Source organism: Stenotrophomonas maltophilia, from assembly GCF_001676385.1.
Classification (GTDB): Bacteria; Pseudomonadota; Gammaproteobacteria; order Xanthomonadales; family Xanthomonadaceae; genus Stenotrophomonas; species Stenotrophomonas maltophilia_J.
Genome location: NZ_LYVJ01000001.1, coordinates 164,756 through 188,729, shown reverse-complemented (window position 1 = coordinate 188,729; position 23,974 = coordinate 164,756). Strand labels below are relative to the sequence as shown.

The 23,974-nt window shown below is 68.1% G+C and carries 25 protein-coding genes; 19 read left to right on the top strand and 6 right to left on the bottom strand.

Annotated features, from left to right (window positions below; genetic code table 11):
- Positions 1–291: 291 nt before the first annotated feature.
- Genes A9K58_RS01025 through A9K58_RS01015 form a run of 3 tightly spaced genes read left to right on the top strand, consistent with a single transcriptional unit; the run spans position 292 to position 3,704 of the window.
- Complete coding sequence (locus A9K58_RS01025) at positions 292–1,197, top strand: segregation and condensation protein A (RefSeq protein WP_065197558.1); 906 nt, start codon at positions 292–294, stop codon at positions 1,195–1,197.
- Positions 1,198–1,210: 13 nt separating this feature from the next.
- Positions 1,211–2,086 (top strand): SMC-Scp complex subunit ScpB, encoded by an 876-nt coding sequence (gene scpB, locus A9K58_RS01020; protein WP_065197557.1) that lies wholly within the window; start codon positions 1,211–1,213, stop codon positions 2,084–2,086.
- Positions 2,079–3,704 carry a pseudouridine synthase gene (locus tag A9K58_RS01015; protein ID WP_065197556.1) on the top strand — a complete coding sequence of 542 codons (1,626 nt, stop codon included), beginning with the start codon at positions 2,079–2,081 and terminating at the stop codon, positions 3,702–3,704. The genes scpB and A9K58_RS01015 overlap by 8 nt, the downstream gene beginning before the upstream one ends.
- 107 nt (positions 3,705–3,811) lie before the next feature.
- On the opposite strand, the gene A9K58_RS01010 is transcribed toward A9K58_RS01015, so the two are convergent.
- Positions 3,812–4,600 (bottom strand): AraC family transcriptional regulator, encoded by a 789-nt coding sequence (locus tag A9K58_RS01010; RefSeq protein ID WP_065197555.1) that lies wholly within the window; start codon positions 4,598–4,600, stop codon positions 3,812–3,814.
- A 90-nt stretch (positions 4,601–4,690) separates the two neighbouring features.
- On the opposite strand from A9K58_RS01010, the gene A9K58_RS01005 reads away from it, so the two are divergent.
- Both A9K58_RS01005 and A9K58_RS01000 read left to right on the top strand, forming a co-directional pair.
- On the top strand, positions 4,691–5,818 hold the full coding sequence (locus tag A9K58_RS01005) for an MFS transporter (protein WP_065197554.1): 1,128 nt from the start codon (positions 4,691–4,693) through the stop codon (positions 5,816–5,818).
- Positions 5,819–5,913: 95 nt separating this feature from the next.
- Positions 5,914–6,207, top strand: coding sequence for a hypothetical protein (locus A9K58_RS01000; RefSeq protein WP_065197553.1), 294 nt, complete (start codon positions 5,914–5,916; stop codon positions 6,205–6,207).
- Here the strand turns inward: A9K58_RS01000 and A9K58_RS00995 are convergent.
- The 3 genes from A9K58_RS00995 to A9K58_RS00985 form a co-directional block, all read right to left on the bottom strand.
- On the bottom strand, positions 6,194–6,628 hold the full coding sequence (locus A9K58_RS00995) for a hypothetical protein (protein WP_065197552.1): 435 nt from the start codon (positions 6,626–6,628) through the stop codon (positions 6,194–6,196). The genes A9K58_RS01000 and A9K58_RS00995 overlap by 14 nt on opposite strands.
- Positions 6,629–6,739: 111 nt before the next feature.
- On the bottom strand, positions 6,740–7,546 hold the full coding sequence (locus A9K58_RS00990) for an amidohydrolase (protein ID WP_065197551.1): 807 nt from the start codon (positions 7,544–7,546) through the stop codon (positions 6,740–6,742).
- 14 nt (positions 7,547–7,560) lie between these two features.
- The gene (locus tag A9K58_RS00985) at positions 7,561–8,709 is read right to left on the bottom strand and encodes a pyridoxal phosphate-dependent aminotransferase (protein ID WP_065197550.1); all 1,149 of its coding nucleotides are present in this window, start codon (positions 8,707–8,709) and stop codon (positions 7,561–7,563) included.
- A gap of 186 nt (positions 8,710–8,895) precedes the next feature.
- Between A9K58_RS00985 and ccmA the strand changes: the two genes are divergently transcribed.
- From ccmA to A9K58_RS00930, 11 genes are all read left to right on the top strand, one after another.
- A complete protein-coding gene (gene ccmA / locus A9K58_RS00980; RefSeq protein WP_065197549.1) occupies positions 8,896–9,525 on the top strand; it encodes a heme ABC exporter ATP-binding protein CcmA in 630 nt (209 codons plus the stop codon).
- The gene (gene ccmB / locus A9K58_RS00975) at positions 9,522–10,217 is read left to right on the top strand and encodes a heme exporter protein CcmB (protein ID WP_006456616.1); all 696 of its coding nucleotides are present in this window, start codon (positions 9,522–9,524) and stop codon (positions 10,215–10,217) included. Before ccmA ends, ccmB begins: the two co-directional genes overlap by 4 nt.
- A gap of 43 nt (positions 10,218–10,260) precedes the next feature.
- Positions 10,261–11,031 (top strand): heme ABC transporter permease CcmC, encoded by a 771-nt coding sequence (gene ccmC / locus A9K58_RS00970; RefSeq protein ID WP_065197548.1) that lies wholly within the window; start codon positions 10,261–10,263, stop codon positions 11,029–11,031.
- The gene (locus A9K58_RS00965) at positions 11,028–11,216 is read left to right on the top strand and encodes a heme exporter protein CcmD (RefSeq protein WP_065197547.1); all 189 of its coding nucleotides are present in this window, start codon (positions 11,028–11,030) and stop codon (positions 11,214–11,216) included. Before ccmC ends, A9K58_RS00965 begins: the two co-directional genes overlap by 4 nt.
- The gene (ccmE, locus tag A9K58_RS00960) at positions 11,213–11,674 is read left to right on the top strand and encodes a cytochrome c maturation protein CcmE (RefSeq protein WP_065197546.1); all 462 of its coding nucleotides are present in this window, start codon (positions 11,213–11,215) and stop codon (positions 11,672–11,674) included. Before A9K58_RS00965 ends, ccmE begins: the two co-directional genes overlap by 4 nt.
- Positions 11,675–13,594, top strand: coding sequence for a heme lyase CcmF/NrfE family subunit (locus tag A9K58_RS00955; protein ID WP_065197545.1), 1,920 nt, complete (start codon positions 11,675–11,677; stop codon positions 13,592–13,594).
- An 8-nt stretch (positions 13,595–13,602) separates the two neighbouring features.
- Positions 13,603–14,220 carry a DsbE family thiol:disulfide interchange protein gene (locus tag A9K58_RS00950; protein ID WP_065197544.1) on the top strand — a complete coding sequence of 206 codons (618 nt, stop codon included), beginning with the start codon at positions 13,603–13,605 and terminating at the stop codon, positions 14,218–14,220.
- A 4-nt stretch (positions 14,221–14,224) separates the two neighbouring features.
- Positions 14,225–14,674 carry a cytochrome c-type biogenesis protein gene (locus A9K58_RS00945; protein ID WP_065197543.1) on the top strand — a complete coding sequence of 150 codons (450 nt, stop codon included), beginning with the start codon at positions 14,225–14,227 and terminating at the stop codon, positions 14,672–14,674.
- A complete protein-coding gene (locus A9K58_RS00940; protein WP_065197542.1) occupies positions 14,668–15,657 on the top strand; it encodes a tetratricopeptide repeat protein in 990 nt (329 codons plus the stop codon). The genes A9K58_RS00945 and A9K58_RS00940 overlap by 7 nt, the downstream gene beginning before the upstream one ends.
- A 161-nt stretch (positions 15,658–15,818) precedes the next feature.
- Positions 15,819–16,931, top strand: a complete 1,113-nt coding sequence (gene metX, locus A9K58_RS00935; RefSeq protein ID WP_065197541.1) for a homoserine O-acetyltransferase MetX — start codon at positions 15,819–15,821, stop codon at positions 16,929–16,931.
- The gene (locus tag A9K58_RS00930) at positions 16,932–17,276 is read left to right on the top strand and encodes a DUF1294 domain-containing protein (protein WP_065197540.1); all 345 of its coding nucleotides are present in this window, start codon (positions 16,932–16,934) and stop codon (positions 17,274–17,276) included.
- Positions 17,277–17,387: 111 nt separating this feature from the next.
- On the opposite strand, the gene cydC is transcribed toward A9K58_RS00930, so the two are convergent.
- Both cydC and cydD read right to left on the bottom strand, forming a co-directional pair.
- Positions 17,388–19,061: a thiol reductant ABC exporter subunit CydC gene (gene cydC, locus A9K58_RS00925; protein ID WP_065197539.1), complete on the bottom strand. Its 1,674-nt coding sequence runs from the start codon at positions 19,059–19,061 to the stop codon at positions 17,388–17,390.
- Entirely contained in the window at positions 19,058–20,800 is a 1,743-nt protein-coding gene (gene cydD, locus A9K58_RS00920) for a thiol reductant ABC exporter subunit CydD (RefSeq protein WP_065197538.1), read from the bottom strand. The genes cydC and cydD overlap by 4 nt, the downstream gene beginning before the upstream one ends.
- Before the next feature lie 228 nt (positions 20,801–21,028).
- On the opposite strand from cydD, the gene A9K58_RS00915 reads away from it, so the two are divergent.
- From A9K58_RS00915 to cydX, 3 genes are read left to right on the top strand one after another with little or no spacing between them, the layout of a single operon-like run.
- Positions 21,029–22,618 (top strand): cytochrome ubiquinol oxidase subunit I, encoded by a 1,590-nt coding sequence (locus tag A9K58_RS00915; RefSeq protein WP_065197537.1) that lies wholly within the window; start codon positions 21,029–21,031, stop codon positions 22,616–22,618.
- 15 nt (positions 22,619–22,633) lie between these two features.
- Positions 22,634–23,785, top strand: a complete 1,152-nt coding sequence (gene cydB / locus A9K58_RS00910) for a cytochrome d ubiquinol oxidase subunit II (RefSeq protein ID WP_065197536.1) — start codon at positions 22,634–22,636, stop codon at positions 23,783–23,785.
- A 59-nt stretch (positions 23,786–23,844) separates the two neighbouring features.
- A complete protein-coding gene (gene cydX / locus A9K58_RS00905) occupies positions 23,845–23,961 on the top strand; it encodes a cytochrome bd-I oxidase subunit CydX (protein WP_065197535.1) in 117 nt (38 codons plus the stop codon).
- The last annotated feature ends 13 nt before the right edge of the window (positions 23,962–23,974 follow it).

Sequence of the window (23,974 nt, the reverse complement as noted above, 5' to 3'; positions counted from 1 at the left end):
AAAGGCTTACCCTAGAGACCATTGCACGTGGCTGGACGCAGCAGCCCGTCGGTTTTTGCGGCCAACGCGGCCCCCGACGACCGTCCCGCTGCTTCAAACCGGACCACCCGACCGGGCCACGTAGACGACCTCCCCGTAGTTCCGTCGCTGCCGTTCCCTGCGGCGCGTCCTGCTGTTTGATATGTGTGGAATCGCGCCGATCCCGGCGCGCCTGGTGCCCTGGGGCGCCGTGGCGTCGGCCCGGCGAACCTGGCGCCGCGACTGGTCCGTTGCAATCCTGATGTCCATTAGATGACTTCCGAACTCGCGCTCGACGCGAACCCGCCAACCCGGCCAACCGCCCCCCAGCAGCAGGAAATGCCGCTGGCCGTGGTGCATGGGCAGCCGGTCCTGCAGATCCCGCAGGACCTGTACATCCCACCGGACGCGCTGGAAGTCATCCTGGATGCCTTCGAAGGCCCACTGGACCTGCTGCTGTACCTGATCCGCCGCCAGAACCTGGACGTGCTGGACATTCCCGTGGCCGAGATCACCCGGCAGTACGTGGAATACATCACGGTGATGCGTGAGCTGCGCTTCGAGCTGGCGGCCGAGTACCTGGTGATGGCCGCGATCCTGGCCGAGGTGAAGTCGCGCATGCTGCTGCCGCGCCCGGTCAGCGAGGAAGGCGATGAAGCCGACCCGCGCGCCGAACTGGTGCGCCGGCTGCAGGAGTACGAACGTTTCAAGCAGGCCGCCGAGGACATCGATGCCCTGCCCCGCCTGGACCGCGACACCACGGTGGCGCATGCCTTCATGCCCGACCGCGCCACGGTGAAGCTACCGCCGCCGGTGGACCTGAAGGAAATGCTGCTGGCGCTGCATGACGTGCTCAAGCGCGCGGAGCTGTTCAGCGGCCACGCCATCAAGCGTGAAGCACTGAGCGTGCGGCAACGCATGGGCGAAGTGCTCGGCCGGATGGAAGATGGCAGGTTCTACCGTTTTGAAAGCCTGTTCACCGCCGAAGAAGGCAAGCTGGGCGTGCTGGTCACCTTCCTGGCGGTGCTGGAACTGGCCAAGGAACAGTTGCTGGACATCGTCCAGGAAGAACCGCTGGCGCCGATCTACGTGAAGTCGCTGGCGGCCGGCAACACCAATGCCCCGCTGCAGTTCAGCAGCGAGTTCGACGACAACGACGCCGCCAACGAGAACGAGTGAGCGCTGCCTGCCGATGGACCAATCGCTGATCAACCGCATTGTCGAAGGTGCCCTGCTGGCGTCCAGCCAGCCGCTCACCCTGGCCCAGCTGAAAGACCTGTTCCCGGAAGAGGAACCCGCGCCGCCCGGCAGCATCGAGCGCGCACTGGAACGCCTGCGCGAGGCCTGCGAAGGCCGCGGCGTGGAGCTGGTCGAGGTTGCCTCCGGTTTCCGCTATCAGGTCACCAGCGAGGTGCATGGCTGGATCAGCCGGCTGTGGACCGAACGCAAGACCCGCTACACGCGTGCCACCCTGGAAACCCTGGCGCTGATCGCCTACCGGCAGCCGATCACCCGCGGCGAGATCGAGCAGGTGCGCGGCGTGGCGGTCAGCAGCAACATCATCCAGGCGCTGGAAGAGCGTGAATGGATCCGCGTGGTCGGCCACCGCGATGTGCCCGGCAAACCGGCGTTGTTCGGCACCACCAAGGCCTTCCTGGACTATTTCGGCCTGAAGCGGCTGGACGAACTGCCGCCGTTGTCGGAGCTGAAGGACCTGGGCGAGCTGGAGCCGCAGCTGGCACTGGACCGCGATGCGCCGGCCGTCGCCGGTGCCGAGGGTCCGGACATCTCGGCCGGCGCCGATGGCGCTGCCGCGAACGATGACGCCGGCCTGGCCGGCAGTGACACCCCCGATTCCGCCGATGCAGCGCCTGCGTCGGCCTCCAATGAGCAAGCACCTTCGCCCTTCGATGACGGGCACCCCGATTCCGCGCCGGGCGAGCGCGCGGTGCCAGTGAACGAACGCGAAGACAACGCCGTCGCGATGACGACCGTGGCTGTTGACCAAGCCGATTCCGAACAAGAGGCCGACCTTGAAAGCGTCGGCCGGAGCAAAACTGATGAGTGACACCCCCCGTAACAAGCTTTCGCTCAAGCGCGAAGCCACCTCCGAACAGTTCAAGCTGGAAGAGCGCCTGCACAAGGTGCTGGCCCAGGCCGGCCTCGGCTCGCGCCGCGCGCTGGAGCAGCGCATCGCCGAGGGCCTGGTCAAGGTCAATGGCGAAGTCGCGCAGACCGGCATGTCGGTCAAGAGCGGCGACAGGATCGAGCTGGACGGCCGCGGCTTCGTCGCCACCGCCCTGGCCGAGCCGTCGCGCGTGCTGGTCTACAACAAGCCGGAAGGCGAAGTCACCACCCGCGAAGACCCCGAAGGCCGCCCGACCGTGTTCGAGTCGCTGCCGCCGCTGAAGGGCGCGCGCTGGATCGCGATCGGCCGCCTGGACATCAATACCACCGGCCTGCTGCTGGCCACCACCGACGGCGAACTGGCCAACGCCATGATGCACCCGTCGTTCGAGGTCGAGCGCGAATACGTGGTGCGCGTGCGCGCCCCCGAGGGCCAGGAAAAGGTCTCCGACGCCATCGTCGACCGCCTCGCCCGTGGCGTCGCGCTGGAAGACGGCCCGGCCAAGTTCGATGAGATCGAACGCATCGGCGGCACCGACTCGCATGACTGGTTCCGCGTCGTGGTGAAGGAAGGCCGCAACCGTGAAGTGCGCCGCCTGTGGGAATCGCAGGGCTGCCAGGTCAGCCGCCTCAAGCGCACCCGCTACGGCAAGGTCACCCTGCCGCGCGAACTGGCCCGCGGCCAGTCGGTGGAACTGGGCAGCGCCCAGGTCGAGGCGCTGCGCGCGCAGCTGAAGCTGGAAGAAGGTGCGCCCTCTGCGCTGACCCTGCAGCCGGTGATCGGCCAGCGCCGCGCCGCCAAGACCACCGTGCGCGTGCGCGAAGGTGGCCGTGGCAACGCCTACGTCAACGGTCACAACACTGCTGACGAAGGCCGCGAACTGCGTCGTTTCGACACCCTGCGCGAAGACCGTGGCCGTGGCCGCGGCGGCAAGGGAGGCGGCTTCAAGGGGGGCCTGACGGTCAGCGGCGAAGCGGCAGCCAAGCAGTCGCAGAAGCCGTTCAAGCAGCGCAAGCCCAAGAACGATCGTGCATTGCCGGAAGGCAATCCGGCCGCGTTCCGCACCTGGTACGTGCCCGAAGGCGTGAGCACCGGCCCGAGCGGCCACCGCAACGCTGGTCCTGGCGCACGTGGCCCGGGTGCCCGTGGTCCGGGTGCGGGCGGCCAGGGACGTCCATACGGCAAGCCGAAGGGGCCGGGTGCAGGCGCCGGTGCCGGCCAGGGCCGTGGCGGTTTCGGTGGTGAAGGCCGTGGTGGCGCAGGAGGCCAGGGTCGCCCGGCCGGTGCGGGCAACCGCTCGCAGGGTCAGGGCCCCAAGCACCCGTACGGTCATCCGGGCAATGCCCCGAGCTTCCCGTCCGATCACGCCACGCCAGGTTTCAACCCGTACGGCAGCCCGAAGCCGGCGCACGGCGCGCGTCCGGGCGGTCGTGGTCCGGGCGGCGGTAACCGCGGCCCGGGTGGCAATCGCGGCCCCGGCGGTCCGGGTGGCAACCGTGGGCCCGGCGGCAACCGCGGTCCCGGCGGCCCGCGCCGCAGCGGCCCGCGCGGCGGCTGATTGCTGCTGCGACTGAAACGAAAAACCCCGGCTCCGGCCGGGGTTTTTCTTTGAAAAAGGGGACGGAGGGGATTAAGTCGTTTTTGCCTGAAAAGGGCAAAAGCGGCTTAATCCCCTCCGTCCCCTTTTGCGTGGCGCTGGAAGGCGGCGGGTGTGGTGCCGGTCATGCCGCGGAAGAAGGCGATGAACGGGCTCTCGGCGGAGAAGCCGGTGTCCTGCGCCACATGCGCGACGCGGCGGCCCAGCAGCAGTAACTCCATGGCCCGCATCAAACGCCATTGCTGGCGCCAAGCCTGGTAGCCCATGCCGGTATCACGCTGCATCAGACGCCCGACGGTGCGCACGCTCAGGCCCGCGCGCGCCGCCAGCTCGCCCAGTTCGGGCGGCAGCTGCTCGGCCAGCGGCAGGCAGCGCGCGATTCGTGAATCGCGTGGCAATGGCAGGTCCATCGGCGCCACTGGCGCGGCGGCAATCTCCAGCACGCACAACGCCAATTGATGGTGCGCGCGCGGCGACTGCCAGTCATGGTCGAACGGTGCCTGCGCGATCGGCTCCAGCAATGCCTGCAGCAGCGGGCCGACGCCGATGATCGCCGGCTGCTGCGGTAGTTGTGCCGACAACGCGGCATCGAAATACAGGGAACGATAGTCCACGGCCTGGCGCATCTGTGCCCGATGGCGCAGCCCGCCGGGAATCCATGCCGCGCGCGACGGCGGCAGCAGGCAGATGCGGTCGCCGAAAGTCAGCCGCGTGCAGCCCTGCCGCGTGTACAGCAACTGCGCGCGCGCGTGCTGATGCCAACCCGAATCATGATCGGCCAGCGACGACGCGATGCCCAGCACCGGCGCGCTCCAGGCGTCGGTATCGAAGTGCGCATCCGGCTGCAGCCACGCCATGTCCGATTCCATCCATCTACTGGCAGAATCGACAGAGTGCGCCAATACGCCGGCCGCCACAATGCGCAGCCCCGTTTGCGGAGCGCCCGTATGTCGCGTCGCCTGTTGTTGCTCACCATCGCGCTGCTGATGTTCCCTCAGCTGGCACAGACCCTGTACAGCCCGGCCCTGGCCGACCTCGCCGGGCGCTTCGCACTGCCACCGGGCGCCGCCAGCCAGGCCATGAGCCTGTACCTGTTCGGTTTCGCCGCCGGCGTCCTGCTATGGGGATGGCTGGCCGACCATATCGGCCGTCGCCCTGCCCTGCTCGGCGGTCTAGCCGTGTTCGCACTGGCGGCCTGCGGTGGCCTGCTGGCCAGCACGTTCGGCCAGGTCCTGCTGGCACAGGCACTGGCCGCACTCGGTGCGGCGGCGGCCTCGGTCGTAACCCAGACCGTACTGCGCGACCACCTGAAGGGACCGGCGTTGGCGCAGGTGTTCTCGTGGATCGGCATGGCGCTGGCCTTGAGCCCGGCGATCGGGCTGGCGTTGGGGGCATTGCTGGTTGTCAATCACGGCTATGCCGGCGTGCAGACCGGCCTGCTGTTGGTTGTCATCCTGCTGATGCTCGGATGCGCATCCTGCCTGCAGGAGAGCCGCCCCGCCGAAGTCGTGCACACTCCCCTGCTGCCCTTGCTTCGGCAACTGCTGCGGGATCGCTGGATCTGGTCACAGGCGCTACTGGTGACCGCGTTCAACGTGGCCATGTACTGCTGGTACGCGCTGGGCCCGTTCGTGTTCGAGCGCCTGCACTGGCCACTGGCCTGGTTCGGTGCCAGCGGCGCGGTGCTGGCACTGGGCTCGGCACTGGGTGCCTGGGGCAATGGTCGCCTGCTCCGTGCAGGCATTGCCTCCGCCACGCGCATCCGACTCGCCGCAGGGCTGGTGCTGGCCGGCGGCCTGTTGGCTGTATTGCTGGACAACACACCGGCACTGGTCGCGGCGATGGTACCGGTGGTGGCGGGTTTCGGCCTGGCCATACCCAATGTGCTCGGCCAGGCCCTGCGCGGATATCCGCATTGCCTGGGCAGTGCCGGTGCCCTGTTCGGACTGCTCTACTACCTGTTGATCGGCGCGGCGATGGCGGCGGTCGGTGCACTGCAACTGCTGGCACCGACCGTCATCGTGTGCGGCCTGCTGGCCTTGTGGCTGCAACGGCGGCGTCCCGCTGCAGCCTAGGAATTGCTGCAAAAGCAGCGCACTGTGCTGGCCTTCCGGGAACGGCTTTGATTCCCCGGCTATCGTGCGCGCTCTCCCACACAAGGCAGACGCCCATGATCACCATCACCGCCGAACAGGCCCGCGCCAACGCCGATGCCGCCAAGCGCCCGATCGAACAGTTCTACCGCGACCTAGACAATGCCATCCAGATTGGCTCGGAAAATGGCCGTCGCTACGTCGTGTTCGGCTTCCGCCAGGTGATGGCCAGCGAGCAGCTCGTCGAAGACGTGGTCGCACAGCTGGTGAAGAATGGATTCAGTGTCGAACGGTTGTTGAGTGATTCCGAACAGCACTACATCCGCATCAGCTGGGGAACTGCCGAGCCGTCGCGCCTCAGCGCCGGCTGATGGTGAACGCGGTGCCGTCCACGCCCAGGTCCCAGCCCTCGCCGGTACCGGACAGGGCCAGCGAGATGTCGCCCTTGGTCATCACCTGCGCGTTGCTGGACTTCACCGCGCCGGCGTGCGCGCCGACCGAGGCATAGGTGCCCAGCAGTTCGTTGACGCTGACCGCACCGGTGAAGCTGCCCCGGCCGTTGGTGATCTTCGACTTGCCCACGGTCAGGCCGCCACCCTTCATCTGGATGCGCACGGGCAGGCTGGCACCATTGCGGCAGGTGATCGTGCCGTTGCCCGAGGCGGTCTTGTAGATCAGCGACCAGCCGGACAGGTTGTAGCGCAGCTGGCAATCGAGGTTGCCGGCGGCGTGCGCGGCCGGGGCCAGCGCGGCAGCGGACAGGGCCAGCAGCAGGGCGAAGGGCTTGTTCATGGCAGGACTTCCAGTTCGGTCGGACTGCCGGCAAATCTAGCAGCGCGCGCGTGCACGCTGGATGCAGGCGCGCGCGCTGCATGGCAGGCATTCAGCCGCCGTCGTGCTGTTTCAGGCCTGCTCGTCCAGATGGAAAGCATCAGCATCGAGCATCGCCGGGAAACGCGCGCGATGGGCAGCCAGTGCTTCGGCCGAAATGGTGGTGGTGACCACCTGTTCGCGCTCGCGGATCTCCACCTGCGGCTGGCCGAGGAAGTCGATCACCGCGCTGTCGCCGGCGTAGTGCAGCTGGTTGCCGTCCACGCCAACGCGGTTCACCGCCGCCACGAAGCACAGGTTCTCGATCGCCCGCGCACGCAGCAGGGTCTTCCACGCATGGGCGCGCGCCGACGGCCAGTTGGCCACGAAGATCTGCAGGTCGAAATCCAGCTGCTGCGGGCGTTCGACGTTGTAGCGGTTGCGGCAGAACACCGGGAAACGCAGGTCGTAGCAGACCTGCGGATTGATCCGCCAGCCCTTCCATTCCACGCTCAGGCGCTCACGACCAGCAGCATAGCGTTCGTGCTCGCCGCCGTAACGGAACAGGTGGCGCTTGTCGTAGTACTGCAGGTTGCCATCGGGGGTGGCGAACAGCAGGCGGTTGTAGACGCCCTCGCCGTCGCGCAGCTGCACGCTGCCGATCACCGCCGCGTCCAGCGCCTTCGCCTGTTCGCGCACCCAGGCCACGGTCGGGCCGTCCATGCCTTCGGCCTGGGCGATGGCCTCGTTGGAGAAACCACTGGTGAAGGTCTCCGGCAGGATCACCAGGTCGGTGCTGCCGGCCAACGGTGCCAGCAGCGCGCCATAGTAGGCACGGTTGCCGGCCGGATCATGCCAGCGGGTGTCACCCTGGACGAGGGAAATACGCAGGTCCTGCATGTCCACTCCTCCGCTCACAGCAGGCGCAGGCGTTCGATCGCCGCGTCCATGGTCGCTTCATTCTTGGCGAAGCACAGGCGCACCAGGCGCTGGCCGGCCGGCGGGTTCTCATAGAACGGCGACAGCGGAATGGCGGTGACACCCTTCTCGATGGTCAGCCATTTCACGAACTCATGGTCCGGCAGGTCGCTGATGGCCGAATAGTCGACCAGCTGGAAGTAACCGCCCGGTACCGGCAACGGCTTCAGGCGGGTGCTGGCCAGCTGCTCGCGGAAACGGTCGCGCTTGGCCTGGTAGAACGCGCCCAGCTCCAGGTGGTGTTCGGGCTCATCGCGGATCATCGCGGCGAAGCCATACTGCGCCGGGCCGAAACTGGTGAAGGTGTTGTACTGATGCACCTTGCGGAACTCGGCGGTCAGCGCCGGCGGAGCGATCGCATAGCCGATCTTCCAGCCGGTGCAGTGGTAGGTCTTGCCGAAGCTGGAGATGACGAAGGCGCGCTCGCGCAGTTCCGGATAGCGCAGCGCCGATTCATGGCGGCGACCGTCGTAGATGATGTGCTCGTACACCTCATCGGAGACCAGGTAGATCTGCGTGCCCCTCAGCAGCTCGGCCAGCGCCTGCATGTCCTGCGCGGACAGCATCGCGCCGGACGGATTGTGCGGCGTGTTGACGATCAGCATGCGGGTACGCGGGGTGATCGCCGCGCGCACGCGGTCCCAGTCCACGGCGAAGGTCTGCGGATCGAGCGGGACATGCACGGCCCTGGCGCCGGCCAGTTCAATCTGCGGGTCGTAGCAATCGTAGGCGGGGTCGAGCACGATCACCTCTTCGCCGACACGCACTACGGCATGGATGGCATTGAAGATGGCCTCGGTGGCGCCGCTGGTGACGGTGATTTCGGTGTCCGGATCAACGGTGGCCCCGTACAGGTCCCGCGACTTCTGCGCGATGGCCTGGCGCAACGGCGCCACGCCGGTCATCGGCGGGTACTGGTTGAGGCCGGCAGCCATCGCCTTGGCCGTTTCATCGATCAGGCGCTGCGGCGCGGAAAAGTCCGGGAAACCCTGGCCCAGGTTGACCGCGCCGTGTTCGGCAGCGAGCTGGGACATCACGGTGAAGATCGTGGTACCGACCTTGGGCAGCTTGGTGGTGGGTTGCATCGGCCTGGGGATATGGGGAGACAGACCCCTGAGTTTACGCAATCCCTGCTTCGGTAGTGCCGGCCGCTGGCCGGCAGGCGCGACCCAGCGTCGCAGGCTGGCCGAGGTCGCCGGCCAGCGGCCGGCACTACCGCAGGCATTCACCGCTACAATTGCCCTGCACTCCGGCATGAAGATCCCTGGCCCTTGAACACCCCTGCATTGCTGGCCGCCAGCGGCCTGAGCTTCTCCCGCAATGACGAGCCGGTGTTCGGCCCGCTGGACTTCCACGTGGACGCCGGCGAGGCCCTGCTGGTGCAGGGCGGCAATGGCGCCGGCAAGACCACCCTGCTGCGCGTGCTGGCAGGCCTGGCCCGGCCCGGTACAGGGCAGGTGCGGATCGACGGCAAGCCCGCCGGCAATGCCGAGCGGGCGCGCTATGTCGCCTATCTCAGCCACCTGCCGGCATTGAAGCCGGACCTGGATACGCTGGAGAACCTGCATTTCCTTTGCGGGCTGCACGGGCGCCGCGCACGCCAGATGCCGGGCAATGCACTGGCCATCGTCGGCCTGGCCGGCCACGAGGACACCCTGGTCCGGCATCTGTCGGCCGGGCAGAAGCGGCGGCTGGCGCTGGCGCGCATCTGGCTGTCGCCGGCGCCGCTGTGGCTGCTCGACGAACCCTATGCCAACCTCGACCTGGAGGGCATTACCCTGGTCAACCGGATGATCTCGGCCCACCTGCGCGCCGGTGGCGCTGCGCTGGTCACGACCCACGGCGCCTATGCCGCACCACCGGTGCGCACCCGACAGCTCGACCTCGGCGGTGCCGCATGATCGCACCAGGGACCGAACCGGGCCTGTGGCAAACCGCCGGCGCCCTGCTCAAGCGCGATCTGCGCCTGCTCTGGCGCCGCCGCGGCGACGCGCTGCAACCGCTGCTGTTCGCGGTGCTGGTGGTGGTGCTGTTCGCACTGGCCCAGGGCCGCGAACCACAGCTGTTGGCCGCCACCGCTGGTGCGGTGCTGTGGCTGGCCGTGCTGCTGGCCGGACAGCTGTCGCTGGATTCGCTGTTCCGTTCCGATGCCGAGGACGGTTCGCTGGAGCAATGGCTGCTGGCGCCGGTGCCGCTGGCCTGGCTGGTGCTGGTGCGCGTGCTGCTGCACTGGGCCACCACGGCCCTGCCGCTGATCGTGGTCAGCCCGCTGCTGGCGGAAATGCTGCATCTGCCGCATGACCAGCTGCCGATGTTGCTGGCATCGTTGCTGCTGGGAACGCCGTTGCTGAGCCTGATCGGTGGCGTGGTCGCCGCGCTGACCGTGGGTATCCGACGCTCTGGTATTCTCGTGGCGCTGCTGTCGTTGCCGCTGTACGTGCCGGTGCTGGTGTTCGGCGCGGGCAGCCTGGCGGCAGCCGGGCGCGGGCAGGATCCGGTCGGTGCGCTGCTGATGCTGGGCGCCGGCCTGCTGGTCGCACTGGTACTGGCGCCACTGGCCACCGCCGCTGCAATACGCATTTCTCTGAGTTGACCGAGCTGAGAGCCAATCCACCCCTGCTGGATAGCCGCCACGCATGAATCCGATTGCCCGCTGGTTCCACCAACTCGGTTCGCCTCCTACGTTCGACCGCTTCGCTGCCCGCTGGTCGCGGGTGTTCTACCTCGCCGCCGTGCCGGTGCTTCTGGTGGGCATGTGGCAGGCACTGCTGGTGGTGCCGCCGGAAGCCAAGCAGCTGGACAGCTTCCGCATCCTCTACATCCACGTGCCCAGCGCCTGGATGAGCCTGTTCGTGTTCGCGCTGATGGCGCTGTATGCCGCCATCGCCCTGGTCTGGCGAATCAAGGTCTGCGAGATCCTGGCCATGGCATGCGCGCCGATGGGTGCAGGCTTCACCCTGATCACCCTGCTCACCGGCAGCATCTGGGGCAAGGGCACCTGGGGCACCTGGTGGGACTGGGACCCGCGCATGACCAGCGAGCTGGTGCTGCTGTTCCTGTACCTGGGCGTGATCGGCCTGTACCACGCCATCGAAGACCGCCGCAGCGCCGCGCGCGCGGCCGGCCTGCTGGCCATCGTCGGTGTCAGCCTGCTGCCGGTGATCCGCTACTCGGTGGACTGGTGGGGCGGCCTGCACCAGCGCCAGTCGATCAGCGTGTTCGGCGAATCGGCGATCAGCAGCGCGATGATCGCGCCACTGTGGTGGATGGTGATCGGCACCAAGTTCTGGTTCGCCGGCTCGGTGCTGGCAAAGGCCCGCGCCGACAACCTCGACCGCGAGGCCGGCAAGGCCTGGGTCGGCGACCGCGTCGATGCCGCACGCCCGGCCGGGGAGGCCCGGCCATGACCCACCTGCCCTATGTGATCGGCGCCTACGCCGTATTCCTGCTGGTACTGGGCGCCGATGCCATCGGGTCGTGGCTGCGCCTGCGCGTGGCACGCCGCCTGGCACTGTCCCGGCAGCAGCGGCAGCAGGCCCGCACCGGCGCGCAGCCCCCTGCCGCATCGCTGTCGACGGAGCTGGAACGATGACCCCGGTACAGCGTCGCCGCCTGGCCTGGGTGCTGCTGGCCCTGCTCGCTTCCGGCCTGGCCACCGCACTGGTGGCGATGGCGCTGGAACGCAACATCGCCTACCTGTACACGCCATCGGAGGTGCTGCGCGGCGATGTCGATGCGCAGTCGCGCTTCCGCCTTGGCGGCATGGTGGTGAAAGGTTCCTTCAACCGACCAGCCGGCTCGCTGGAGGCACGTTTCGAAGTGACCGACGGCGATGCGCAGTTGGCGGTAACCACCTCGCGGATCCTGCCGGACATGTTCGCCGAAGGCACTGCGGTGGTCGCCAGCGGCCGCCTGCTGGATGGCGTCTTCGTCGCCGACGAAGTGCTGGCCAAGCACGACGAGAAGTACGTGCCGAAGGAAGTGGCCGACAAGATGGGCGAGGCTCATCGCAAGCATGACGTGCCGGTGACGGCGCCCGAGGTGCGCTGAGTGCTGCCCGAACTGGGTCAGATCCTGCTGGTGTGCGCATTGCTGGCTTCGCTGATGCAGGCGACCCTGCCGCTGGCCGGCGCGCATCGCAACAACCCAGCGTGGATGGCGGTGGCACGGCCGGCCGCGTTCGCACAGCTGCTGCTGTTGGCCAGCGCGTTCGCCGTGCTGACCGCCGCATTCGTGCAGCAGGACTTCTCGGTGCGCTACGTCGCCGAGAACTCCAATTCGTTGCTGCCGATGATCTACCGCTACTCCGCGGTCTGGGGGGCGCACGAGGGCTCGCTGCTGATGTGGGCGCTGGTGCTGGCGCTGTGGACCGGCGCGGTGGCGCTGTTCTCGCGGCACCTGCCGCCCCCCGTGCAGGCACGCGTGCTGGCGGTGATGGGCGTGGTCAGTGTCGGCTTCCTCGCCTTCCTGATCTTCACCTCCAACCCATTCCTGCGCCTGGCCCCGGCACCACCGGAAGGCCGCGACCTCAACCCGCTGCTGCAGGATCCAGGGCTGATCATCCACCCGCCGATGCTGTACATCGGTTACGTGGGCTTCGCGGTACCCTTTGCATTCGCGGTGGCCGCGCTGCTGGAAGGCCGCATCGACGCGCGCTGGCTGCGCTGGACGCGGCCGTGGACCAACGTCGCGTGGGGCTTCCTGACCCTGGGCATCGCGCTCGGCAGCTGGTGGGCCTACTACGAGCTGGGCTGGGGTGGCTGGTGGTTCTGGGACCCGGTGGAGAACGCCAGTTTCATGCCGTGGCTGGTCGGCGCGGCGCTGATCCACTCGCAGGCCGTCACCGAGAAGCGCGGCACTTTCGGCAGCTGGACCCTGCTGCTGGCGATCGCCGCCTTCGCGCTGTCACTGCTGGGCACCTTCCTGGTGCGCTCCGGCGTGCTGACCAGCGTGCATTCGTTCGCCGCCGACCCGTCACGGGGCCTGTTCATCCTGGTGTTCCTGTCGGTGCTGGTCGGCGGCAGCCTGCTGCTGTACGCGCTGCGTGCCCACCGGCTCAGCGTGGACGCCGATGACCCGCGCCGTGGCTTCACCGCCACCTCGCGCGAGACCCTGCTGCTGGCCAACAACCTGCTGCTGGCCACCGCCTGCGCGATGGTGCTGCTCGGCACCCTGTACCCGTTGCTTGCCGATGCGCTGTCGCTGGGCAAGATCTCGGTCGGCCCGCCTTACTTCGGCAGCCTGTTCCTGCTGCTGATGGCGCCGATGGTACTGCTGCTGCCGTTCGGGCCGCTGGTGAAGTGGCAGCGTGACCAGCCCGCGCGCGCCGTGGCACTGCTGGCACCGTGGCTGGGGCTGGCGCTGCTGCTCGGCGCACTGGCGTGGTGGCAGGCCCCGCAGAATGGTTGGAAGGCCGGGCTCGGTGTCGCCGCAGCGGCCTGGGTCGGGCTCGGCACCGCACGTTTCGTCTGGCAGCGCGTGCGTGGCAACGGGCGCTTCACCGCCGAAATGCTTGGCATGATCGTCGCCCACGCCGGCATCGCGGTATTCCTCATCGGCGCCCTGCTGGTGGAGGCGCTGAACGTGCAGCGTGAAGTGGCGCTGGCACCCGGCCAGCAGCTGGTGGTCGGCCGTCATGAAGTGCGCTTCGAGGGCGTGGACCACCGCGAAGGCCCGAATTTCGTCGCCGACCGTGGCCACCTGCGGGTGTTCCGCGACGGCCATGAGCTGGCCCTGCTGCATCCGGAGAAGCGCCAGTACGCCAGCGGCGGCCAGGTGATGACCGAGGCCGGCATCGATGCACGCTTCGACGGCGATGTCTACGTGGCATTGGGCGAGCCTCTGGGCAACAATGCATGGGCGGTCCGGGTGCATATCAAGCCGTTCGTGCGCTGGATCTGGCTGGGCGCGCTGCTGATGGCCCTGGGCGGATTCATCACCGCTGCCGACCGCCGTTTCCGCCGTCCGTAGGAGTTCCCATGTCCGAGTCCCCCGCCCCGCGCCCCTCCCGCCCGCTGCCGCCGGTAGCCATCGTGATCGGCGTGCTGTTCTTCTTCGGCCTGCTCGGGCTGATGATCTACGGGGTGATGAAATCGGGTGACCCGCAGCGCGACGTGCTGCCGTCGGCGCTGATCGACAAGCCGGCGCCGGCGTTCGCGCTGCCGGTGCTGCATGACCCGGAGATGATCGTGCGCAGCGACGAGCTGCGCGGTGCCCCCTACCTGCTGAACGTCTGGGGCAGCTGGTGCGCGGCGTGCCGCGAGGAGCACCCGGTGCTGACCCGCTTTGCCGAGAGCAAGCGCGTGCGCGTGATCGGCTACAACTGGAAGGATGACCCGACCGACGCACTGCACTGGCTGGAACAGCTGGGCAACCCGTTCATGGTGGTGCTCAGCGATGTCGAAGGCCGTACCGCCATCGACTGGGGCGTGACGGCGGCACCGGAAACCTTCCTGGTCGATGGCAGCGGCATCGTGCGCTGGAAATACAGTGGCGCGATGACCCAGCAGGTCGTCGATGAAAAACTGGTCCCGGCGCTGGAAAAGATCGAGAAGGCCCAGGGCAATGCCGGCAGCACCCTTCGCACGGCGCCCTGAGCCCATGCGCTGGCTGCTGGCGTTGCTGCTCCTGATGCTGCCGCTGGCCGCGCTGGCGCAGCAGCCGCTGCACGATCCGCAGCCGCTGCAGTTCCGCGATGAAGCCGAAGAACGCCGCTTCCACGACCTGGCCGCGCAGCTGCGCTGCGTGCAGTGCCAGAACCAGTCGTTGGCCGATTCCAACGCACAGATCGCCCAGGACCTGCGCCGCGAGGTGTTGCAGTTGATGCAGCAGGGCCACGACGACGCACAGATCAAGCAGTTCCTGGTGGCGCGCTACGGTGAGTTCGTGCTCTATCAACCCCCGCTGCAGCCGGGCACCTGGCTGCTGTGGGGCGGCCCCCTGCTGGTACTCGGCGCCGGTGCGCTGGTGGTGCTGGGCATCGTCCGACGCCGGGGGCGTGCGGTCGGCGTCGCGCCCGCCGGCAAGGCCGATGAAGGAGACGGATGGTGAGCCATTGGCTGCCGACGCTGGCCGGGCTGGTGGCTGCGTTGATGGCAGCGCTGGTGCTGTGGCCGTTGCGCCACCAGGGTCGCCGCGGATTCGCGCTGGGCGTGCTTGCACTGGGCGTGGGCGGCGTGTGCCTGTACCTGCTGGTCGGTGACCCGCGTGCCGCACAGGTGCAGCCGGCACCCTCGGTGGCAACACTGCGCGATGGCGTGCAGGCCCTGCAGGAGGCGCTGAAGCGTGACCCACAGCGGGCCGATGGCTGGGCACTGCTGGGCCGGTCGCAGGCCGAACTGGGCAACGCTGCAGCCGCAGCGGACGCTTTCGCGCGTGCCGCCGCACTCGCACCGGAAGACCCCGGCGTGCTCGTCGAAGCGGCACAGGCGCGTGCGCAGGCCGACGCCGGCAAGCAGTTTGACGACACCGCGATGGCCTGGTTGCAGCAGGCGCGCGCACAGGCGCCCGATGCTGAGCGTGCCAGCTGGCTGCTGGGCATCGCCCTGCGCCAGCGTGGGCGGAATGCCGAGGCCGCGGATGTGTGGAGCAGCCTGCTGCCGCGGCTGGAGCCGGGCGCTGCACAGGCGCTGCGAGCGCAGATCGCGATCGCCCGTGAGGGCGCCGGCCAGGTACCCGATGCTGCCCCTGCGGCGCCGCCTGCACTGTTGCAGGTCCGCGTGCAGCTGCCTGCACTGAAGAACGCCCAGTGGCCAGCCAGCGCCCAGGTATTCGTGCTGGCCCGTGCCGTCGGCGGCCCGCCGATGCCGGTGGCTGCCCGCAAGCTGCCGCTGGCAGGCTTCCCGTCCACGGTCGCGCTGGGCGACGCTGACAGTCCGATGCCAACCGCGCCGCTGTCTGCACACCGCGACGTGGAGGTACTGGCACGCATATCCCGCACCGGCAGCGCCAACCGTAGCGAGGACGACCTGCAGAGCATTCCGGTGAAGGTGAGCCTGCCACATGAGGGCGTAGTGGAACTGCGGTTTCCATGACCTGTAGAGCTACGCCTACGCTCGGCTGCGATCGGGTCCCCGGCGCCGGGCAGCCGAGCATGGGCTCGGCTCTACAGTAGAGCCACGCCATGCGTGGATACGGGCGCCGATGGAAACCAGCATGTCGCCAGCTCCACATGCGGCCCCGCTAGAATGCCTGCATGACTGAATTCATCCCGCCTGGCACCCGCTTCCACGCCCTGCCCTCGCCGTTTCCGTTCAAGCGCGGTGGCGCCCTGCACGGCGCACGCGTGGCCTACGAGACCTGGGGAACGCTGGCGGCCGACGCCGGCAATGCGATCCTGATCGTGACCGGCCTGTCGCCGGACGCGCATGCGGCGGCCAACGAGGGCAATCCGGCACCTGGCTGGTGGGAGGCGATGGTCGGTCCCGGCAAGCCGATCGATACCGGCCGCTGGTTCGTGGTGTGCGTCAATTCGCTGGGCAGCTGCAAGGGCTCGACCGGGCCGGCCTCACTCAACCCAGCCACCGGCGAACCGTACCGCCTGGACTTCCCCGAACTGTCGATCGAAGACGGCGCACGCGCCGCCGTCGAGGTGGTGCGCGCGCTGGGCATCACGCAGCTGGCTTGCGTGATCGGCAATTCGATGGGCGGGATGACGGCGTTGGCCGTGCTGTTGCTGCATCCAGGCATCGCGCGCAGCCACATCAACATCTCCGGCAGCGCACAGGCACTGCCGTTCTCGATCGCGATCCGCTCGCTGCAGCGCGAGGCCATCCGCCTCGATCCGCGCTGGAATGGTGGCCGTTACGATGACGTTGAATACCCCGAATCCGGCATGCGCATGGCGCGCAAGCTGGGCGTCATCACCTATCGCTCGGCACTGGAGTGGGACGGGCGCTTCGGCCGCGTACGGCTGGATTCGGACCAGGCCGACGACGATCCGTTCGGCCTCGAATTCCAGGTGGAAAGCTACCTGGAAGGCCATGCACGGCGCTTCGTCCGCTTCTTCGATCCGAACTGCTACCTGTACCTGAGCCGTTCGATGGACTGGTTCGACCTGGCCGAGTACGCCGACGGCGATGTCCTGGCCGGGCTGGCGAAGATCAAGGTGGGAAAAGCGCTGGCGATCGGTGCCAACACCGACATCCTGTTCCCGGTGCAGCAGCAGCAACAGGTGGCCGATGGCCTGCGCGCCGGCGGTGCCGATGCGCGCTTCATCGGCCTGGAATCGCCGCAGGGCCACGACGCGTTCCTGGTGGACTTCGAGCGGTTCGGCCCTGCCGTGCGCAGCTTCCTCGACGCGCTGTAAGTGGCGTGGCGGCGTAACCTCGCGCTGGCCGCGTTCGGCGCGCTGGCCGCACTGATGGTCAGCGGCATGCTGCCGCTGTGGCTGGGTGGCTGGTGCCTGCTGGCCAGCGCGGTATCGTTCGGCCTGTATGGCCACGACAAGCGCGCAGCGCAGCGCAGGCAGTGGCGGATTCCCGAACGTACCCTGCAGCTGCTGGCCTTTGCCGGGGGTTGGCCGGGCGCGCTGCTGGGCCAGGCACTGTTCCGCCACAAGCATCGCAAGGCCGCGTTCCAGTGGGTGTTCTGGTTGTGCGTGCTGGCCAACGTGGCCTCGATCGCGGTGCTGCTGCGCGAGTTTTCGCGATAGCCAACCTGTAGAGCCGAGCCCATGCTCGGCTGACTTGCGTCCGGAGCCGAGCACGGGCCCGGCTCTACAGTGGATCCACGCCACGCGGGGACGGCGTGGTGGGCAACGACGTCACGCTTCGCGGAGCAATACCCCATCGCGCAACCGGTACTGCGCATCGACCACGCCTTCGGGCAGCTCGTCGTGGGTGATCATCAACAGGCTGCGCCCGTCGAGCAGGCCCGCAAGGTCCTGCAGCAGCGCACGCGCGGTATCCACGTCCAGTCCCTCGGTCGGTTCGTCCAGCAGCAGGATCGGTGCGTTGCGCAGCAGCGCCCGCGCCAACGCCAGCCGTCGCGCCTGGCCGGCCGACATCGTCGCACCGTTCTCACCCACCCACGCCTGCAGGCCTCCATTGCACTCGGCCCATTCGCCCAGGCGCACGCGGCGCAGTACCGCCCACAACGCCGCGTCGCTGGCCCCGGGATCGCCCAAGCGCAGGTTCTCGGCCACGCTGCCGGCGAATACCGGCGCGTTCTGCGGCAGCCAGGCCAGCTGGCGGTGCCAGTCGGCCTGGGCGAAGTCTCGCAGATCGCGGCCGCCATAGGTCACGCGCCCCTGCTGCGGGTCCCACAGCCGCAGCAGCAGGCTCGACAGCGTGGTCTTGCCACTGCCGCTGTCACCGCGGATGGCGACGCGTTCGCCGGGCGCCAGGGTCAGCTGCAGCCCGGACAGCACCGGACGTGCCGCACCCGGCCACTGGAAGTGCACATCATCCCAGTGCACGCGCGCTGCCGCCGGGACCGGCTGCGCCACCTGTGGATCCTGCACCACCGGCGGTTGCTCGACGATGGCCTGCAGGCGGCCTGCGGCGATGCGGCCGGACTGCAGCGACTGCCAGGCCAGGCCCATGCCAGCCCAGAGCTCGATCAGCGCCACGGTGAGGAACACCAGTCCTGCCGCCATTTCCGGTGCGATGCGCTGCCGCTCGGCCGCATGCAGCGCCAGTGCCAGCATCGCGACCAGGCCGAGCCCGGCCACCACTCCGTGCAGGGTCGAGCCCGCGATCAGGCGCCAGCGACGACGCCGGTCCCGCGAGGCCAGCTGCTTGGCGGCCACCCGCACCTTCAGCTGCCAGGCGGCGTCGGCATGCAGCGCCGCCAGGTCACCCGCTCCTTCCAGTCCCTCGAACGCGGCCGTGCGCAGCGCGGCGCGATGCGCGGCGCGATCGGCTTCCTCATTGTCATGGCCCCGCACGCCCAGCCATGGAACGCCGAAGGCGATCAACAGCGCCAGTGCCGCCAGCAATACCGCTGCGGGCGGCAGGATCACCGCCGCCGAGGCAACGCCAACCACTGACAATGCACCCAGCGCCAGCAGCGGACCGATCGCCCTCACCAGCAGTCCATCGACCTCGCCGATGTCACCCAGCAGGCGTGCCAGCAGTTCGCCAGTGCGCGTGGCCCCCAAGCGTGCCGGTGCAAGCGGCAGCGCGCGGCGGAAGAACCATACGCGCAGGTCGCGGGCGATGCGCAGGGTCGCATCGTGGCCGACCAGCTTTTCGAAGTAGCGCGAGACGATGCGCGCCATGGTCAGCCCGCGGATGCCGGCCGATGGCGAGAAGAAATTGAAACCCTGCCCGAGGCCCGCGGCTCCGGCCAGCGCGGCCGCCGTGAGGAAGCCGCCGGACAGGCCCAGCAATGCAGTGCCGGCCAGCATCGTGGTCCACAGCAGCAGCACGGCCAGCAGCAGGCGCGGACGATGGCGCAGGAACACCCCGCGCAGCGAATCGGGCGAACGGCTCATGCGCGCACCACCTGTGCCGGTTCCACCAGGCGGCCTTCAGGCAACAGCAGGCAGCGATCGGCCCACGCCATCACGGCCGGGCTGTGGGTGGCGACCACCACGCTGCGGCCGCGTGCATAGGCGGCCAGGCTGCGCAGCAATGCGGACTCGGTATCGGCATCAAGGAAGGCGGTGGGCTCATCCAGCAACAGCACCTGCGGGTCGCGCAGCAGCAGGCGGGCCAGGCCGATACGGCGTGCTTCACCGCCGGACAGCCCGAAGCCACGCTCGCCGATCACGGTATCCAGGCCCTGCGGCAGGCGCTGCGCGAACTGCAGCACCTGCGCTGCCTCGGCCACGGCGCGCAGGCGTGCATCGCTGGCGCCGGGGTCGGCCAGGCGCAGGTTCTCGGCGATGCTGCCATGGAACAGATACGGGCGCTGGCTGGCGTAAGCCACCTGCACGCCGGGACGCAGCTGCAGCTTGCCGGCCCGGGGCGGCAACCAGCCGGCCAGGGCTTCCAGCAGCGTGCTCTTGCCGGATCCACTGGGACCCACCAGAGCCAAGCGCTGGCCCGGTTCCAGCAGGACGTCCAGATCCTGCAGTACATCATGCGGTGCACCCAGCGGGCGCAGCACCAGTCCCTGCGCCTGCAGCGGCGGCAGCGCGGCTTCGGCCGGTTCCACCGCCAGCGGTGCCACCTCGGTTTCGATCAGGCCCTGCTCGTCGGGCAGCGACTGCAGCAGGCGTTCCACTTCGGCGGCGGCGGCCAGTGCATTGGCGCGGTCGTGGTAATGCGCCGCCAGGCGTCGCAGCGGCGCATAGAACTCCGGCGCCAGCAGCAGGCAGAACACGCCGGCCCCCAGCGTCGGTACCGTCGCGTGCAGCGACATCATGCCCAGATAGCTCAGGCCCAGGTACAGCGCGACCATCGCCACGCTGACCGACGCAAAGAATTCCAGCACGGTGGACGACAGGAAGGCGATGCGCAGTACCTTCATCGTACGCAGCCGCACGCCCTCCGCAGCTGCCTCGACGCCGGCCAGTTCGGCCTCGCCCCGGCCATACAGCCGCAGCAGCCCCAGGCCCTTGATGCGGTCTGCGAAGTGGCCGCTCATCCGGGCCAGCTCACCCAGCTGGGCGCGGCCGGCGGCTTCAGCACCCCAGCCGACCAGCATCATGAAAAAGGGAACCAGCGGCGCCGTGAAGAGCAGGATCAGCGCCACCACCCAGTCGACCCAGGCCACTGCCGCCAGGATCAGCAGTGGCACCACCACGACCTCGGTACGCACCGGCAGGAAACCGCTGTAGTAGCTTTCGATCGCATCACCGTGGTGCAGCATCAGCTCGCCCAGTTCGCCGGTACGGCGCTGGCGCAGCCACAGCGGGCCGTTGCCGAGCAGGCGGGCGAACACGCGCTCGCGCAGTGCCAGGCGCGCGGCGTCGGCGACATCACCGGCAGCGGCCTGGGTGGCACTGCCCAGCAACGTACGCAGCACCAGGATCACCGCCAGCCCACCCAGCACCGGCAGGCCCGATGCCAGTGGCGTCCGTTCCACCAGAACCTGCTGCACCAGCCAGGCGATGGCGGCAGCCTGGCCGACCAGCAATGCGCCGGACAGGCAGATGCACAGGGCCGCCAGACGCTGGCGGCCCGGGGCCGAGCGTGCCAGGTCGGCCAGCCAGGCCGTACGTTCACGCCGCTGGCGGGTGCCTTCTTCCGGGGAAAGGCTGTCAGGGGTCGTTTCGGCAGCGCTCAAGGGGTCTTCACGGGCAACAGGGGCGACACGGCATTGTAGGCGCAGGCACGCCCCTCCCCCTGCGGCCGGCGGTCGCAGTCTTCATCAGGTTGGCATACGATCGACCAAGGCACCCATTCATACATTGATCTGGATCAAGGCTGTTTGAAGTAGTCGGTCACATCATTCACGTCGTAGACCACCCTTCCCGCCACCTGCAACGGCACTATCCAACGAGGTAGCCAGGCCATGATTGATCAGACAGTCGTAGAACTGTCGCGGCTGCAATTCGCGCTGACCGCGATGTACCACTTCCTATTCGTACCGCTCACCCTCGGCCTGTCCTTCATGGTGGCCATCATGGAAAGCGTGTACGTGATGACCGGCAAGGACATCTGGCGCAGGATGACCCTGTTCTGGGGCGTCCTGTTCGGCATCAACTTCGCCATGGGCGTTGCCACCGGCATCGTCATGGAATTCCAGTTCGGCATGAACTGGTCCTACTACAGCCACTACGTGGGTGACATCTTCGGTGCGCCGCTGGCCATCGAAGGCCTGATGGCGTTCTTCCTCGAAGCCACCTTCGTCGGCCTGTTCTTCTTCGGCTGGAACCGCCTGAGCAAGGTCAAGCACCTGACGGTCACCTGGCTGATGGCGCTGGGTACCAACCTGTCGGCGGTGTGGATCCTGGTTGCCAACGGCTGGATGCAGAACCCGACCGGCGCGGTGTTCAACCCGGACACCATGCGCATGGAGGTGGTCGACTTCATGGCCGTGGTGTTCAACCCGGTGGCGCAGGCCAAGTTCGTGCATACCGTCAGTGCCGGCTACGTGACCGGCGCAGTCTTCGTGATGTCGATCAGCGCGCTGTTCCTGCTACGCAGCAAGCACCGGGACCTGGCCCGCCGTTCGTTCGCGGTGGCGGCGGCATTCGGCCTGCTGTCCTCGCTGTCGGTGGTGGTGCTGGGTGACGAGAGCGGTTACGCCGCCAGCGAACACCAGAAGATGAAGCTGGCCGCGATCGAAGCGATGTGGGAGACCGAGCGTGCGCCGGCCGATTTCACCGCTTTCGGCATTCCGAACCAGGACACCCACCAGAACGACTATGCGGTAAAGATCCCCTACCTGATGGGGCTGATCGCCACCCGTTCGCTGGACCAGCCGATCCCCGGCATCCTGGAACTGGTCGAACGCGCTGAACACCGCGTGCGCGGTGGCCAGCTGGCCTACGGGGCACTGGAGCGCCTGCGTGCCAACCGGAACGACACCGAAGCACGCGAGATGTTCGATCGCCACTGGCAGGACCTGGGTCACGGCCTGCTGCTGAAGCGGTACCGCGAGGACATCCTCAACGCCACCCCGCAGGAAATCTCGCAGGCGGCGATGGATACCGTGCCACGCGTGATGCCGCTGTTCTGGACGTTCCGCGTGATGGCCGGCCTCGGCTTCTACCTGATTGCCTTCTTCGCACTGGCGTTCTACTTCTCGTGCCGCAACAACTTCCAGGACAAGCGCTGGTTCCTCAAGCTCGCCCTGTGGACCCTGCCGGTGCCGTGGATCGCGATCGAATGCGGCTGGTTCGTGGCCGAGTACGGCCGCCAGCCGTGGGCCGTCGACGGCGTGCTGCCGACCTTCTATGCGGCATCGGGCCTGGCCCTGCATGAAATCGTGCTGACGCTGGCCGGCTTCACCGCGATCTACACCGCGCTGATCGTGGTCGAGATCAAGCTGATGCTCAAGGCGATCCGCAAGGGCCCGGACGAACTGCTGCCGTCGCTGCAGTCGCCCCAGCCACATGCTTCCCACAATGCCTCGGCGCCCGCCGCCGGCCAGGCCTGAGGCAGGAGAACCACGATGGATTTCATTCTTCTGGACTACACCACGCTGCGCGTTATCTGGTGGCTGCTGCTCGGCATCCTGCTGATCGGCTTTGCCGTGATGGATGGTTTCGACCTCGGCGTCGGCACCCTGCTGCCCTTCGTCGCCCGCAACGATGCCGAGCGCCGGCTGGTGATCAACACCATCGGCCCGGTCTGGGAAGGCAACCAGGTGTGGCTGATCCTGGGTGGCGGTGCGATCTTCGCTGCCTGGCCGCCGTTGTACGCCGTCAGCTTCTCCGGGTTCTACCTGGCGATGTTCGTGATCCTGTTCGCCTTGATCCTGCGCCCGGTCGGCTTCAAGTTCCGCAGCAAGATGCCCAGCGAGCGCTGGCGCAGCACCTGGGACTGGGCGCTGTTCATCGGCGGGTTCATCCCGGCGCTGATCATGGGCGTGGCCGTCGGCAACGTGCTGCTCGGCGTGCCATTCCACTTCGATGACAGCATGCGCATCTTCTACACCGGCTCGTTCTTCGGCCTGCTGATGCCGTTCGCGCTGCTGGCCGGCCTGCTCAGCGTATCGATGCTGGTCGCCCATGGTGCGGCGATGCTGGTGCTGAAGACCAGCGGGCCGGTGGCCGAGCGTGCGGCCCGCTTCGGCAGCCTCGCTGCGGTGATCGCCTTCGTACTGTTCGCCGCAGGCGGCGCCTGGGTGGCCTTCGGCCTGCCGGGCTACCAGATCACCTCGCAGGTGGTGACCGATGGCGCGACCAATCCGCTACTGAAGAGCGCCGAGCTGGGCGCCGCCGGCGGCTGGATGCGCAACTACAGCGCGATGCCGGCCACGATCCTGGCCCCGCTGCTCGGCCTGGCCGGCCTGCTGGCCAGCGCGGTGCTGCTGCGGGCGCGTCGCGGCGGCCTGGCCTTCATCGCTTCGGGTGCGGCCATCGCCGGCATCATCCTGACCGTCGGTTTCGCCATCTTCCCGTTCCTGCTGCCGTCCTCGAGCCAGCCCACTTCCAGCCTGACCGTGTGGGATGCCTCGTCCAGCCACCTGACCCTGTGGATCATGTTGCTGGCCACCGTGGTGTTCCTGCCGATCATCCTCGCCTACACCACCTGGGTGTATCGCGTGCTGAAGGGCAAGACCACCAGCGAGGAAATGGGCAACAACCCGAACGCGTATTGATTGCTTGCACGTGTGCCGACCAACGGTCGGCACCTACCCGGAATGAAGGAGAAGACAACATGTGGTATTTCGCCTGGATTCTCGGCGCCGGCCTTGCCTCGACCGTGGCCATCCTCAACGGCATGTGGTTCGAAGCCCGCGAACAGAACCGCCTCGAGAAGGAAAATCGCCGCTGAGCGGTAAAAAAAC

Coding starts and splice junctions, on each gene's coding strand:
- A9K58_RS01025 (WP_065197558.1), top strand. CDS start 292: ATGACTTCCGAACTCGCGCTCGACGCGAACCCGCCAACCCGGCCAACC.
- scpB (WP_065197557.1), top strand. CDS start 1,211: ATGGACCAATCGCTGATCAACCGCATTGTCGAAGGTGCCCTGCTGGCG.
- A9K58_RS01015 (WP_065197556.1), top strand. CDS start 2,079: ATGAGTGACACCCCCCGTAACAAGCTTTCGCTCAAGCGCGAAGCCACC.
- A9K58_RS01010 (WP_065197555.1), bottom strand. CDS start 4,600: ATGGCGTGGCTGCAGCCGGATGCGCACTTCGATACCGACGCCTGGAGC.
- A9K58_RS01005 (WP_065197554.1), top strand. CDS start 4,691: ATGTCGCGTCGCCTGTTGTTGCTCACCATCGCGCTGCTGATGTTCCCT.
- A9K58_RS01000 (WP_065197553.1), top strand. CDS start 5,914: ATGATCACCATCACCGCCGAACAGGCCCGCGCCAACGCCGATGCCGCC.
- A9K58_RS00995 (WP_065197552.1), bottom strand. CDS start 6,628: ATGAACAAGCCCTTCGCCCTGCTGCTGGCCCTGTCCGCTGCCGCGCTG.
- A9K58_RS00990 (WP_065197551.1), bottom strand. CDS start 7,546: ATGCAGGACCTGCGTATTTCCCTCGTCCAGGGTGACACCCGCTGGCAT.
- A9K58_RS00985 (WP_065197550.1), bottom strand. CDS start 8,709: ATGCAACCCACCACCAAGCTGCCCAAGGTCGGTACCACGATCTTCACC.
- ccmB (WP_006456616.1), top strand. CDS start 9,522: ATGATCGCACCAGGGACCGAACCGGGCCTGTGGCAAACCGCCGGCGCC.
- ccmC (WP_065197548.1), top strand. CDS start 10,261: ATGAATCCGATTGCCCGCTGGTTCCACCAACTCGGTTCGCCTCCTACG.
- A9K58_RS00965 (WP_065197547.1), top strand. CDS start 11,028: ATGACCCACCTGCCCTATGTGATCGGCGCCTACGCCGTATTCCTGCTG.
- ccmE (WP_065197546.1), top strand. CDS start 11,213: ATGACCCCGGTACAGCGTCGCCGCCTGGCCTGGGTGCTGCTGGCCCTG.
- A9K58_RS00950 (WP_065197544.1), top strand. CDS start 13,603: ATGTCCGAGTCCCCCGCCCCGCGCCCCTCCCGCCCGCTGCCGCCGGTA.
- A9K58_RS00945 (WP_065197543.1), top strand. CDS start 14,225: ATGCGCTGGCTGCTGGCGTTGCTGCTCCTGATGCTGCCGCTGGCCGCG.
- A9K58_RS00940 (WP_065197542.1), top strand. CDS start 14,668: ATGGTGAGCCATTGGCTGCCGACGCTGGCCGGGCTGGTGGCTGCGTTG.
- metX (WP_065197541.1), top strand. CDS start 15,819: ATGACTGAATTCATCCCGCCTGGCACCCGCTTCCACGCCCTGCCCTCG.
- cydC (WP_065197539.1), bottom strand. CDS start 19,061: ATGAGCCGTTCGCCCGATTCGCTGCGCGGGGTGTTCCTGCGCCATCGT.
- A9K58_RS00915 (WP_065197537.1), top strand. CDS start 21,029: ATGATTGATCAGACAGTCGTAGAACTGTCGCGGCTGCAATTCGCGCTG.
- cydB (WP_065197536.1), top strand. CDS start 22,634: ATGGATTTCATTCTTCTGGACTACACCACGCTGCGCGTTATCTGGTGG.
- cydX (WP_065197535.1), top strand. CDS start 23,845: ATGTGGTATTTCGCCTGGATTCTCGGCGCCGGCCTTGCCTCGACCGTG.